Origin of the sequence: Pseudomonas sp. 51_B, from assembly GCF_017491595.1 — a bacterium.
GTDB classification, from domain to species: domain Bacteria; phylum Pseudomonadota; class Gammaproteobacteria; order Pseudomonadales; family Pseudomonadaceae; genus Aquipseudomonas; species Aquipseudomonas promysalinigenes.
In genome coordinates, this window is the sequence record NZ_JAFGYW010000007.1 from 112,566 (window position 1) to 126,148 (window position 13,583).

The 13,583-nt window shown below is 61.5% G+C and carries 11 protein-coding genes; 5 read left to right on the forward strand and 6 right to left on the reverse strand.

Annotation, left to right across the window (positions count from 1 at the left end; genetic code table 11):
* Positions 1–22 precede the first annotated feature (22 nt).
* From J5M56_RS10915 to cmoB, 5 genes are all read left to right on the forward strand, one after another.
* Positions 23–2,434: a glucose/quinate/shikimate family membrane-bound PQQ-dependent dehydrogenase gene (locus tag J5M56_RS10915; protein ID WP_207936832.1), complete on the forward strand. Its 2,412-nt coding sequence runs from the start codon at positions 23–25 to the stop codon at positions 2,432–2,434.
* 152 nt (positions 2,435–2,586) lie between these two features.
* Positions 2,587–5,007 carry an endopeptidase La gene (gene lon / locus J5M56_RS10920; RefSeq protein ID WP_060477874.1) on the forward strand — a complete coding sequence of 807 codons (2,421 nt, stop codon included), beginning with the start codon at positions 2,587–2,589 and terminating at the stop codon, positions 5,005–5,007.
* Positions 5,008–5,185: 178 nt separating this feature from the next.
* Positions 5,186–5,578 carry a protease inhibitor I42 family protein gene (locus tag J5M56_RS10925; protein ID WP_060477875.1) on the forward strand — a complete coding sequence of 131 codons (393 nt, stop codon included), beginning with the start codon at positions 5,186–5,188 and terminating at the stop codon, positions 5,576–5,578.
* A gap of 89 nt (positions 5,579–5,667) precedes the next feature.
* Positions 5,668–6,411, forward strand: coding sequence for a carboxy-S-adenosyl-L-methionine synthase CmoA (gene cmoA, locus J5M56_RS10930; RefSeq protein WP_186477569.1), 744 nt, complete (start codon positions 5,668–5,670; stop codon positions 6,409–6,411).
* On the forward strand, positions 6,408–7,364 hold the full coding sequence (gene cmoB, locus J5M56_RS10935) for a tRNA 5-methoxyuridine(34)/uridine 5-oxyacetic acid(34) synthase CmoB (protein ID WP_207936834.1): 957 nt from the start codon (positions 6,408–6,410) through the stop codon (positions 7,362–7,364). Before cmoA ends, cmoB begins: the two co-directional genes overlap by 4 nt.
* A gap of 42 nt (positions 7,365–7,406) precedes the next feature.
* Here cmoB and pdxJ read toward each other — a convergent pair whose 3' ends face one another.
* From pdxJ to lepA, 6 genes are all read right to left on the reverse strand, one after another.
* A complete protein-coding gene (pdxJ, locus tag J5M56_RS10940) occupies positions 7,407–8,147 on the reverse strand; it encodes a pyridoxine 5'-phosphate synthase (protein ID WP_060477878.1) in 741 nt (246 codons plus the stop codon).
* A gap of 43 nt (positions 8,148–8,190) precedes the next feature.
* Positions 8,191–8,874, reverse strand: a complete 684-nt coding sequence (gene recO, locus J5M56_RS10945; protein ID WP_186477568.1) for a DNA repair protein RecO — start codon at positions 8,872–8,874, stop codon at positions 8,191–8,193.
* A 123-nt stretch (positions 8,875–8,997) separates the two neighbouring features.
* Positions 8,998–9,900 carry a GTPase Era gene (gene era, locus J5M56_RS10950; RefSeq protein ID WP_060477880.1) on the reverse strand — a complete coding sequence of 301 codons (903 nt, stop codon included), beginning with the start codon at positions 9,898–9,900 and terminating at the stop codon, positions 8,998–9,000.
* Positions 9,893–10,582, reverse strand: coding sequence for a ribonuclease III (rnc, locus tag J5M56_RS10955; RefSeq protein ID WP_060477881.1), 690 nt, complete (start codon positions 10,580–10,582; stop codon positions 9,893–9,895). The genes era and rnc overlap by 8 nt, the downstream gene beginning before the upstream one ends.
* A 161-nt stretch (positions 10,583–10,743) precedes the next feature.
* Complete coding sequence (lepB, locus tag J5M56_RS10960) at positions 10,744–11,598, reverse strand: signal peptidase I (RefSeq protein ID WP_060477882.1); 855 nt, start codon at positions 11,596–11,598, stop codon at positions 10,744–10,746.
* A 5-nt stretch (positions 11,599–11,603) separates the two neighbouring features.
* Entirely contained in the window at positions 11,604–13,403 is a 1,800-nt protein-coding gene (gene lepA, locus J5M56_RS10965; protein ID WP_060477883.1) for a translation elongation factor 4, read from the reverse strand.
* Positions 13,404–13,583 lie beyond the last annotated feature (180 nt).

Sequence of the window (13,583 nt, forward strand, 5' to 3'; positions counted from 1 at the left end):
TTCACATAACGGAGAACCTAAAATGAGCACTGACGGTGCCAATCCAGGAACCCGCTGGCTCCCGCGCCTGATGGGCGTGCTGCTGCTGCTGATGGGCCTGGCCTTGCTGGCCGGCGGCATCAAGCTGAGCCAACTGGGCGGATCGCTGTACTACCTGATCGCCGGTCTCGGCTTCGCCGTATCGGGCGCCCTGTTGCTGGCCAGCCGCCGCCTTGGCCTGGGCCTTTATGGCCTGGTGTTGCTGGGCAGCACTGCCTGGGCCTTGCACGAAGTGGGCCTGGACTGGTGGCAACTGGTGCCGCGCCTGGCCATCTGGTTCGCCATTGGCGTGGTGCTGCTGCTACCGTGGGCTCGTCGCCCACTGATCGGCCCCGCTGCCAAAGCCAACACCGCATTGCTCAGCGTTGCCGTGCTGGCTTCGGGTGCTTGCGCCTTGGGTAGCCAGTTCACTCACCCAGGTGAAGTGTTCGGCGAGCTGGGCCGCGACAGCAGTGAAATGGGCGCCGCTGCACCGGCCATGCCGGATGGCGACTGGCAGGCCTACGGCCGTACCGAGCATGGCGACCGCTATTCGCCGCTGCGCCAGATCACCCCACAGAACGCCTACCGCCTGGAAGAAGCCTGGCGCATCCGCACTGGCGATTTGCCGACCGATAACGACCCGGTCGAGCTGACCAACGAAAACACCCCGCTCAAGGCCAACGGCATGTTGTATGCCTGCACCGCCCACAGCAAGGTGTTGGCACTTGACCCGGACACCGGGACCGAGATCTGGCGCTACGACCCGCAGATCAAGACCCCGGTCGGCACCTTCAAGGGCTTCGCCCACATGACCTGCCGCGGCGTTTCGTACTACGACGAGAACAGTTACGTCAGCCGCGACGGCAGCCCGGCGCCGAAGGTATCGGATGCCGGTCAGGCCGTGGCACAAGCCTGCCCACGCCGTCTCTATCTGCCCACCGCCGACGCCCGCCTGATCGCCATCAACGCCGACAACGGCAAGGTCTGCGAAGGCTTCGCCAACCAGGGCGCAATTGACCTGACCACTGGTATCGGCCCATTCACTGCGGGCGGCTACTACTCCACTTCGCCGGTAGCCGTCACCCGCAGCCTGGTGATCATCGGTGGCCACGTCACCGACAACGAGTCGACCAACGAGCCTTCGGGTGTGATCCGTGCCTACGACGTGCATGATGGTCACCTGGTGTGGAACTGGGACAGCAACAACCCGGACGACACCAAGCCATTGGCCCCTGGCAAGATGTACAGCCGCAACTCGGCCAACATGTGGTCGCTGGCCAGCGTCGATGAAGACCTTGGCATGGTCTACCTGCCCCTGGGCAACCAGACCCCTGACCAATGGGGCGCCGACCGTACCCCCGGCGCCGAGAAGTACAGCGCCGGCGTGGTCGCACTTGACCTTGCCACCGGCAAAGCCCGCTGGAACTACCAGTTCACCCATCACGACCTGTGGGATATGGACGTCGGCAGCCAGCCAACGCTGGTCCACTTGAAGACCAAAGAAGGCGTGAAGCCGGCCATCATTGTGCCGACCAAGCAAGGTAGCCTGTACGTGCTCGACCGCCGCGACGGCACGCCGATCGTGCCGATTCGCGAGATCCCGGTGCCGCAAGGCGCGGTCAAAGGTGACCACACCGCTCCAACCCAGGCCCGTTCCGACCTCAACCTGCTTGGCCCAGAGCTGACCGAACAGGCCATGTGGGGTGCCACACCCTTCGACCAGATGCTGTGCCGCATCCAGTTCCGCGAACTGCGCTATGAAGGCCAGTACACGCCGCCATCCGAGCAGGGCACCCTGGTATACCCAGGCAACGTCGGCGTCTTCAACTGGGGCAGCGTATCGGTCGACCCAGTGCGCCAGCTGCTGTTCACCTCGCCCAACTACATGGCCTTCGTGTCGAAAATGGTGCCGCGCGAGCAAGTGGCCGCTGGCAGCAAACGCGAAAGTGAAACCAGTGGTGTGCAGCCCAATACCGGCGCTCCGTACGCGGTGACCATGCACCCGTTCATGTCGCCGCTGGGCATCCCATGCCAGGCGCCAGCCTGGGGCTATGTCGCCGCCATCGACCTGTTCACCAACAAGGTCGTGTGGAAACACAAAAATGGCACCACCCGTGATAGCACCCCAGTACCGATCGGTATGCCGGTAGGCGTGCCAAGCATGGGCGGCTCGATCGTCACCGCAGGTGGCGTCGGCTTCCTAAGCGGTACCTTGGACCAGTATCTGCGTGCCTATGACGTGAACAATGGCAAGGAAATCTGGAAGGCTCGCCTGCCAGCGGGTGGCCAAGCCACACCGATGACCTACACAGGCAAGGACGGCAAGCAGTATGTGCTGATCGTCGCCGGCGGCCACGGCTCGCTCGGCACCAAAATGGGCGATTACATCATCGCTTACAAACTTCCCGACTAAGCCATGCAGCCCCTACAGGCACAGCCCTGTAGGGGCCTCTTCCCTTTGCGGGCAGCTCATCTGCTGTCGAGCAACTTCACACCTCGCTAGACCATTGAAACCGATCCCCCTGCGCCCCATCTAAGCACCATAGTCATTCACGCAGGTGCCCCATGAGCGACCAGCAGGATTTCCCCGAACACCCTGACGAACACAGCGCAATCGACCAATCCGACACCCCGGCCAGTACCGGCCACGCCCTGGCCCTGCCCGGCCAGCAGTTGCCGGACAAGGTCTATGTGATCCCCATCCACAATCGCCCGTTCTTCCCGGCGCAAGTGCTGCCGGTGATCGTCAATGAAGAGCCCTGGGCCGAAACCCTCGACTTGGTCGCCAAGACCGAGCACCACTCGCTGGCACTGTTCTTCATGGACACCCCGCCGGAAGACCATCGTCATTTCGACACTTCGGCGTTGCCGGAATACGGCACCCTGGTCAAGGTGCACCACGCTAGCCGGGAAAACGGCAAATTGCAGTTCGTGGCCCAGGGCCTGACCCGGGTGCGCATCCGTACCTGGCTCAAGCATCACCGCCCGCCCTACCTGGTTGAGGTCGAGTACCCGCGCCAGCCTGCCGAGCCCACCGACGAGGTCAAGGCGTACGGCATGGCCCTGATCAACGCGATCAAAGAGCTGCTGCCGCTCAATCCGCTGTACAGCGAAGAGCTGAAGAACTACCTCAACCGCTTCAGCCCCAACGACCCGTCACCGCTCACCGACTTCGCCGCCGCGCTGACCTCTGCCACCGGCAATCAGCTGCAGGAAGTCCTTGACTGCGTCCCCATGCTCAAACGCATGGAGAAGGTCTTGCCGATGCTGCGCAAAGAGGTGGAAGTCGCGCGCTTGCAGAACGAAATCTCAGCCGAGGTGAACCGGCAGATTGGCGAGCATCAGCGCGAGTTTTTCCTCAAGGAGCAGCTCAAGGTCATCCAGCAGGAGCTGGGCCTGACCAAAGATGACCGCAGCGCCGATATCGAGCAATTCGAGCAGCGCCTGGCTGGCAAGAAACTGCCCGAACAGGCCAAGAAGCGTATCGATGAAGAAATGGGCAAGCTGGCGATTCTCGAAACCGGCTCGCCCGAGTACGCCGTGACCCGTAACTACCTGGACTGGGCCACTGCCCTGCCCTGGGGTGTTTATGGCAAGGACAAGCTCGACCTCAAGCACGCACGCAAGGTGCTCGACCAGCACCACGCCGGGCTGGACGACATCAAAGAGCGCATCCTGGAGTTTCTCGCCGTTGGCGCCTGGAAGGGCGAAATCAGCGGCTCTATCGTACTGCTGGTGGGCCCTCCAGGGGTCGGCAAGACCAGCATCGGTAAATCCATTGCCGAATCCCTAGGCCGGCCGTTCTATCGGTTCAGCGTCGGTGGCATGCGTGACGAAGCCGAGATCAAGGGCCACCGTCGCACGTACATCGGCGCGCAACCGGGCAAACTGGTGCAGGCGCTCAAGGATGTGGAGGTGATGAACCCGGTCATCATGCTCGACGAAATCGACAAGATGGGCCAGAGCTACCAAGGGGACCCGGCATCGGCGCTGTTGGAAACCCTCGACCCGGAACAGAACGTCGATTTCCTCGACCATTACCTGGACCTGCGCCTGGACCTATCCAAGGTGCTGTTCGTGTGCACCGCCAACACCCTCGACTCCATCCCAGGGCCCCTGCTCGACCGCATGGAGGTGATTCGCCTGTCCGGTTATATCACCGAAGAGAAACTGGCCATCGCCAAGCGCCACTTGTGGCCCAAGCAGCTGGAAAAGGCCGGGGTCGCCAAGACCAGCCTGAGCATCAGCGACAGCGCCCTGCGCACGGTTATCGAAGGGTATGCCCGGGAAGCCGGCGTGCGCCAACTGGAAAAACAATTGGGCAAGCTGGTACGCAAATCGGTGGTCAAGCTGCTGGAAGACCCAGATGCCAAGCTCAAGATCGGCAACAAGGACCTGGAGGCGGCCTTGGGCATGCCGGTGTTCCGCAGCGAGCAGGTGCTGGCTGGCAAAGGCGTGATCACTGGCCTTGCCTGGACCAGCATGGGTGGCGCCACCTTGCCGATCGAGGCAACGCGCATCCATACCCTGAACCGCGGCTTCAAGCTGACCGGCAAGCTCGGCGATGTGATGAAGGAATCTGCTGAAATTGCTTACAGTTACGTCAGCTCCAACCTCAAGCAGTTCGGCGGTGACCCAGGGTTCTTCAACGAAGCCTTCATCCACCTGCACGTGCCTGAAGGCGCTACGCCAAAAGATGGCCCCAGTGCCGGCATCACCATGGCCAGTGCGCTGCTATCGCTTGCCCGCGATCAGGCACCGAAGAAAGGCGTAGCCATGACTGGGGAACTCACCCTCACCGGCCAGGTACTGCCTATCGGAGGCGTACGCGAGAAGGTGATCGCAGCGCGGCGGCAGAAGATTTTCGAGCTAATTCTGCCCGAGCCCAATCGTGGGGACTTCGAGGAACTGCCCGATTACCTGCGCGAGGGCCTGACGGTGCATTTCGCCAAGCGCTTTGCAGACGTGGCCAAAGTGCTGTTCTGAGGTGTCCTGGCCTCCTCGCGGCACAAGCCGCGAAGAGGCCGGCATAAATAGCCAAGGCAGTTGCTCGCATGAGGTCGCCACTGCCTAAGGTGGTCACCCGCGCAGAGCCTGGCATCGGCAGCACAAAATCTTTCATTCTTCGGTTATCCTCAGGCCATCGCCAGCCTCTGGAGCTCCCATGACCGCACCTCGTCTGCTCGTTCCCCTGAGCCTCGCCCTGCTCGCCGCCTGCGCCCAGCAGCCGAAAAATGCCGTCGAACTGGACGCCGAAAGCGAATGTCCCAAGCGCTTGCAGGTCGGCCAGAGCCTTACGCTGACGCTGCCCAGCAACCCCACCACCGGTTACCGCTGGCTGGTGCAGAACCCTGCGTCCAACGTGCTGCAGAGTCTAGGCCCCGAGGTATACAGCGCCCCAGAGGACGCCGGCCTGGTTGGCAGTTCGGGCATCTCCACCTGGCGCTACCAGGCCCGCGCCGCCGGTGAAGGGCACTTGGTGCTGATTTACCAACAACCCTGGGCCCCGGAAGTACGCCCGGTGCAGACCTTCGATTGCGCGATACGGGTGCATTGATCGCCAAGCGCTGGTCAGCCAATCATGCATCGATGCTGCGGTTTGGCTAGAATGCCGGCCCTGCATATCGTCAGCCGCCTGGATTCACCGTGAGTAAACAGCCCGACCGCCTATTCGCCCAACCTCTGGAGCAAGTTCCCGACTTCGTGTTCAACGAGGACGTAGTGCGCGTGTTCCCGGACATGATCAAGCGTTCGGTTCCAGGTTACCCGACCATCGTCGAGAACCTCGGCGTGCTGGCCGCCCGCTTCGCCCAGCCCCACACCGCGCTGTACGACCTCGGGGCTTCCCTGGGTGCCGTGACCCAGTCGCTGCGACGGCATGTGCGCAGCGACGGTTGCCGGGTAATCGCAGTGGACAATTCCGCCGCCATGGTCGAGCGTTGCCGCCAGTACCTCACCGCCCAGGACTCGATGTTCCAGGAATTGCTGCCGGTCGAGGTGCTGGAGGCCGACATCCTCACCCTGCCCCTGCAACCTGCCTCGGTAGTGGCGATGAACTTCACCCTGCAATTCATCGCCCCGGAACGACGCCTGGCACTGCTTGGCCAGATCCGCCAAGCGCTGCTGCCAGGTGGGGCGCTGATCCTCTCTGAAAAGCTGTGCTTCGCCGATGAAGACCAGCACGACCTGCTCAATGACCTGCACTTGGACTTCAAGCGGGCCAATGGCTACAGCGAACTGGAAATCGCCCAGAAGCGCACCGCCATCGAAAACGTGATGAAGCCAGACACCCTCGAAGCCCATAAGGAACGCCTGCACGCGGCGGGCTTCGGCAACGTGGTGCCCTGGTTCCAATGCCTCAATTTCGCCTCGCTGATAGCCCTGCCATGATCGATCTGTCTCCACTTATCCGCCGCCTGGCGGGCACCCCTCTGGCTGCGTGGTCCCAAGGCCTGCAAGCTCAACTTCAAGCCAAGCTGGAAAAAGGACACGGCGACCTTGACCGCTGGCGCGGGGCGCTCGAGGCGCTGCCAGCCCTGCAGCCAAGCGTCATCGACCTGGTCAACGGCTTACGCCTGGACTGCCCGTGCGATGACGCTACCCGTGCACAGATGCGCCAGGCGTTGATGGGCTTGTCGCCTTGGCGCAAGGGCCCATTCGACCTGTTCGGGGTGCACGTCGATACTGAATGGCGCTCGGACTGGAAGTGGTCGCGGGTAGGCCCGCACCTGGATCTCAAAGGCAAGCGGGTGCTCGATGTCGGCTGCGGCAACGGCTACTACCAGTGGCGGATGCTGGGCGCAGGCGCAGACATGGTCATCGGCGTCGACCCCAACTGGCTGTTCTTCTGCCAGTTCCAGGCCGTGCAGCGCTACCTGCCCGAACTGCCCGCCTGGCATCTGCCGTTGGCCTTGGAAGAACTGCCAGCAAACCTTGAAGGTTTCGACACGGTGTTTTCCATGGGCGTGTTCTACCACCGCCGCTCGCCCATCGAACACCTGCTGGCGCTCAAGGATTGCCTGGTCAAGGGCGGCGAGCTGGTGCTGGAAACCTTGGTGATCGAGGGGGACGAAAACCAGGTGCTGGTGCCTGAAGATCGCTACGCGCAGATGCGCAATGTGTGGTTTTTGCCGTCGGTTCCGGCCCTGGAACGCTGGTTGCGCCGCGCAGGCTTCAGCGATGTGCGCTGCGTGGACGTGAGCGTCACCAGCGTCGAGGAACAGCGCAGTACCGAATGGATGCGCTACCAGTCGCTAAGCGATTTCCTCGACCCGAATGATCACGGCAAAACCATCGAGGGCCTGCCGGCCCCACGTCGCGCTACTCTGTTGGCACGCAAGTAACTTCGGGCGGGGGCCGTGAGGGCTGCTGAGGTCGCAAAAGGCTCAGCGCGCTGCTGCGACGATAAGTGCCTTCATCTCGGCCACGGCCGCTTTGAAGCCTACGAACAAGGCATGGGCGACCAGCGCATGGCCGATGTTGAGCTCATTGATGCCTTTGATCGCAGCCACGGCTTCGACGTTGTGGTAGTGCAGGCCATGGCCGGCATTGACGATCAGCCCCTGGCCGACGCCAAACGCCACGCCATCGACGATGCGCTGCAGTTCCTCGGCCACCTCGGTGGGGGTATGGGCATCGGCGTAGCGCCCGGTATGCAGCTCGATGGCCGGTGCGCCGACCCGACGCGACGCCTCGATCTGCCGCTCGTCGGCGTCGATGAACAGTGAAACTTCAGCGCCGGTACGCGACAGGCGTTCGACCGCCGCCTTGATCCGAGCTTCCTGGCCGGCCACGTCCAGGCCACCCTCGGTAGTCAGCTCCTGACGGGTCTCGGGTACCAGGCAGATGTGCGCCGGGCGGATCTGTTCGGCGAAGGCCATCATCTCTTCGGTGACGCCCATTTCGAAGTTCATGCGCGTTTGCAGCACGTCTTTGAGCAGCAGGACGTCGCGCTCCTGGATGTGCCGGCGGTCTTCACGCAGGTGTACGGTGATACCATCGGCGCCTGCTTCCTCGGCATCCAGCGCAGCCTTGACCGGGTCCGGGTAGCGGGTGCCGCGGGCCTGGCGCAAAGTCGCCACGTGGTCGATGTTGACGCCGAGGAGCATGCGGTTGCTGTGAGTCACGAAAGGCTCTCCTGAAGTTTGAGCCACACAGCATACGACGTGCTCAGCGCTTGCGAAACAATTCCCGACTGACCAGCGGTTTTGGCCCCAAATGTACCGCCAATGCCTGGCGCATCAAGCGCTTGGCCGCAAGCAAAGCACCCGGTGCTTCCCAGTCGGCCTGGGCCAGAGCCAGCAACTCGGTACCCTTGAACAGCCCAGGCTGGGCGAGGTGCACGCGCTCAAGGCCCGCATCGACTCGCAGGCGGTAAGTACCATCGGCCTGGATCAGGTCGTCGTTGATGTCATGGCTGAGCGAGAAGGTGTAGCCCAGGTCCTCCAGCAGCCGCCACTCGAAGGTGCGCAGCAGCGGCTCCAAGGGACGTCCTTGGGCCAATGCCTGCAAGGTCAAGGCGTAATGCTCGAACAACTCCGGTTGCGGTGCCTCAGCCGGCAGCAGGCGCATCAATAGTTCATTGAGGTACAACCCACTGAACAGCGCATCACCATGCAACCAGGCAGCAATACCAACGGTGTCCAGCCGCCTGACGTTCTTCAGCTCACCCTTACCGTACAGCTCCACTTCCAGAGGTACGAATGGTCTGACCAGGCTCCCGCCTTTACCGCGCGCACGGCGCAGTACTGCACGCATCAAGCCTTGGGGCGTGAGAAAGTCCACCAGCGCACTGGTTTCCTTGTAGGCGCGGCTGTGCAGAACGTAGGCCGGTTGGGGGGTGGGCTGGTCCATGTGGCATCTCTATGCTTCACAAACAACTGTGGGAGCGGGTTCACCGCCGAATGCGGCGGTCGAGCCGCCATCGCATTCACAGGTAAACCCGCCCCCACAGAGTAAGCCGATTATCGGGGTCGGTTACAGGTCGCCGTAGCCCAGCGAACGCAGGGCGCGCTCATCGTCGGACCAGCCGCCTTTGACTTTGACCCAGAGGTTGAGCATGACCTTGGAGTCGAACAGCACTTCCATGTCCTTGCGCGCCTCGGAACCTATGCGCTTGATGCGCTCGCCCTTGTCACCAATGATGATCTTCTTCTGGCCGTCACGCTCGACCAGGATCAATGCATGGATGTGCAGCACATGCCCCTGCTGCTTGAACTCTTCGATTTCCACGGTGATCTGGTACGGAAGCTCCGCACCCAATTGACGCATGATTTTCTCGCGCACCAGTTCAGCGGCGAGGAACCGGCTGCTACGGTCGGTGATCTGGTCTTCCGGGAAGAAGTGGTCATTTTCCGGCAGATGCTTGGCGATCTGAGCTTCCAGCGCGTCGAGATTGTGGCCCTGCTGCGCCGAGATCGGCATCACCTCAGCGTTGGGTAACTGCTCTTGCAGCCACTGCAGGTGCGGGATCAACTCGGCCTTCTCTTCCATGCGGTCAGTCTTGTTGACGGCGATGATCAGGGGGCCGGTGACGTACTGCACACGTTCGAGCACCAGTTGGTCCTCGTCGGTCCAACGGGTGCGATCGACCACGAAAATCACCACATCGACGTCTTTCAGAGCCGCCGACGCGTTGCGGTTCATGTAGCGATTCAGTGCTTTGTCGTTGGCCTTGTGCATGCCGGGGGTGTCGACATAGATCGCCTGTACCTCACCCTCGGTCTTGATACCGAGCATGTTGTGACGAGTGGTCTGCGGCTTGCGCGAGGTGATGGCCAGCTTCTGCCCCAGGATGTGGTTCAGCAGGGTCGACTTGCCCACGTTGGGGCGGCCGACAATGGCCACGTAACCGCAGCGGGTCGGATTGTTTTCAGTCATTGCCATTCTCCACGCCCAGGGCGATCAATGCAGCGGCGGCGGCGACCTGCTCGGCGATACGCCGGCTGACACCCTGACCACGGCTTTTGTTGTTCAGCAGCACTACTTCGCATTCGACGAAGAAGGTTCGGCAGTGCGGTTCACCCTGGATATCGACCACTTCGTAACGCGGCAGCTCACAGCTGCGCGATTGCAGAAACTCTTGCAGGCGGGTTTTCGGGTCCTTGTTGGTGTCGACCAAGGTCAGCCCTTCGAACTCATCGGTCAGCCAGGCCAACACACGCTCGCGTGCGGTCTGCATGTCTGCGTCCAGGTAGATGGCGCCGATCAGCGCCTCGAGGGCGTCAGCGAGGATCGACTCCCGGCGGAAGCCACCGCTCTTGAGCTCACCCGAACCCAGACGCAGATACTCGCCCAGGTCGAAGCCACGGGCCAGACGGGCCAGGGTCTCACCCTTGACCAGGCGAGCGCGCAAGCGCGACAACTGGCCTTCACGGGCCTGCGGGAAACGCTCGAACAGCGCCTCGCCAGCGACGAAGTTGAGAATGGCATCACCGAGAAACTCCAGGCGCTCGTTATTGCGCCCGGCATAGCTGCGGTGGGTCAGGGCCAGCAGCATCTGCTCCTGGTTCTTGAAGGTGTAGCCGAGCTTGCGCTCGAGACGGGCAAGGGAAGCACTCATGCAGCCACCCGCAGGTTGTTCAACGCGTTGTTCAAATCAACATCCTGAAAGACTGTTTGGCTGTGGTCCGTCGCGGCGAGCGGCGAAACTCTCGTTCCCTGAGATCACAGCCTATGTCAGAAATGCATTCGGCGCTGTCTTTAGGACAGCGCCGAAGGGTATCAATGGATCAGCCCGACCCGCGACAGGTTAGGCAAGTGGCTGAGCTTGGGTTCTGGCCAGCTCATCCACACGGCGAAGGCTTTGCCGACGATGTTGCGATCCGGCACCATCCCATGCAGCTCCTTCGGGATTTTCGGGTCATCCCAGTAGCGGCTGTCATTGGAGTTGTCGCGGTTGTCGCCCATCATGAAGTAATGGCCAGCCGGCACGGTCCATTGCTGGTCCGGCGGCATGCGATAACGGGTCATCTCCTTGCGGATCAGATGCTCGGCTTCGCCAAGTTTCTCTTTGTACAGCTCGGCACTGCCCAACGTTCCAGGCTCGGTACCGACCAACTGCTCGGCAATCGGCTGACCGTTGACGAACAGCCGCTTGTCGCTGGTGTAACGGATCGTGTCGCCCGGCAGGCCCACTACCCGCTTGATGTAGTTGACGTTCGGGTCGCTTGGGTAGCGGAACACCATCACATCGCCGCGTTGCGGGTCACCGACCTCGATGACCTTCTTGTCGATCACCGGCAGGCGAATGCCATAGGAGAACTTGTTCACCAGGATGAAGTCGCCCACTTCCAGAGTCGGTTTCATCGACCCCGAAGGGATCTGGAACGGTTCGACCAGGAACGACCGCAGCACCAGCACGATGAACAGCACCGGGAAGAACGACTTACCGTACTCGACCAGCAGCGGCTCCTTGTTGAGGCGCTCGACCACCGCCATTTCTGGCTGAGTGACGCTGCCCTGGTAATTGGCGATCGCTGCCCGCCGGCGCGGGGCCAGGAACAGCAGGTCGATCAAGCCCAGCAGACCGCAGACGAAAACGGCGATGACTAGCAACAGCGGGAAATTTAGCGACATAGGACCTAGCTATCCAACCTGAGCACGGCGAGGAAGGCTTCTTGTGGAATTTCCACGTTACCTACCTGTTTCATGCGTTTCTTACCGGCCTTCTGCTTCTCGAGCAGTTTCTTCTTACGGCTGACGTCACCACCGTAGCACTTGGCCAGTACGTTCTTTCTGAGTGCCTTGACGGTCGTTCGCGCAATGATCTGGCCACCGATGGCAGCCTGAATCGCCACGTCGAACATCTGCCGAGGAATCAGCTCCTTCATCTTCTCAGTCAACGCACGGCCTTTATAAGCCGCATTGTCACGGTGCACGATCAATGCCAGGGCATCGACCTTGTCGCCGTTGATCAGTACGTCCAGCTTGACCAGGTTGGCAGACTGGTAGCGATCAAAATGGTAGTCCAGCGAAGCATAGCCGCGGCTGGTCGACTTCAAGCGGTCGAAGAAGTCCAGCACCACTTCGTTCATCGGCAAGTCGTAGCGCACCTGCACCTGGCTGCCGAGGAACTGCATGTCGCGCTGCACGCCACGCTTCTCGATGCACAGGGTGATGACGTTACCCAGGTGTTCCTGCGGCACCAGGATGGTCGCGGTGACGATCGGTTCGCGGAAATCAGCCACGGCCGATACATCTGGAAGCTTGGACGGGTTGTCGACGGTGATGGTTTCACCGGTTTTCAGTTCAAGCTCGTAGATCACGCTTGGTGCGGTGGTGATCAGGTCCAGGTCGTACTCGCGCTCCAGGCGCTCCTGGATGATTTCCATGTGCAGCATGCCGAGGAAGCCGCAACGGAAACCGAAGCCCAGGGCATCGGAGCTTTCTGGCATGTACTGCAGCGAAGAGTCATTGAGGGTCAGCTTCTGCAGGGCATCGCGGAAGTCCTCGAAGTCGTCGGAGCTGACCGGGAACAGGCCGGCGTAGACCTGCGGCTGGATCCGCTTAAAGCCAGGCAGCACTTCGACTTCAGGAGTCGTGGACAAGGTCAGGGTATCGCCCACCGGCGCACCGTGAATGTCCTTGATGCTGCCGATGATGAAGCCCACCTCGCCAGCTTTGAGGTCGGCCGTCTGAGTGTGCTTGGGGGTGAACACACCGACGCTGTCGACCAGATGCACCTTGCCGGTGGATTTGACCAGAATCTTGTCGCCCTTCTTGACGCGCCCGTGGCGCACACGCACCAGCGATACCACGCCAAGGTAGTTGTCGAACCAAGAGTCGATGATCAGCGCCTGCAGCGGCGCATCGATATCGCCTTCTGGCGCGGGGATGGTATGAACCAGGCGCTCGAGCACCTCGTCCACGCCCATGCCGCTTTTGGCACTGCAGGCAACGGCGTCGGTAGCGTCGATGCCGATGATCTTCTCGATCTCGTCCTTGACGCGATCCGGGTCGGCCTGGGGCAGGTCCATCTTGTTCAACACCGGCATGACTTCCAGGCCTTGCTCGATGGCCGTGTAGCAGTTGGCAACCGACTGGGCTTCGACGCCTTGGCCTGCATCGACCACCAACAGCGCACCCTCGCAAGCGGCCAGCGAACGCGAGACTTCATAGGTGAAGTCGACGTGACCAGGGGTGTCGATGAAATTGAGCTGGTAGACCTTGCCGTCCTGCGCCTTGTAATTGAGCGTGACGCTATGGGCCTTGATGGTGATACCGCGCTCGCGCTCCAGATCCATGGAGTCCAGTACCTGGGCTTCCATTTCGCGCGCCGTCAGGCCACCGCACATTTGAATGAAACGGTCGGCCAGCGTCGACTTGCCATGGTCGATGTGGGCGATGATGGAGAAATTGCGGATATGACTCAAATCACTCACGGGTCAACACTCGGAAAAGGCTGCGAGCCGGACGCCCGCCGAAAAATAGCCGGGAATTGTACCTTAAGCTGTTGGGATATGGGAGTTTCCTCTATCGGACTGTACACAGCATTGCCCCTGGCAATTGTGAACTTTCATGAAAAAGGGCAGCCGAAGCTGCCCCCTGGTCACCCGCAAAGC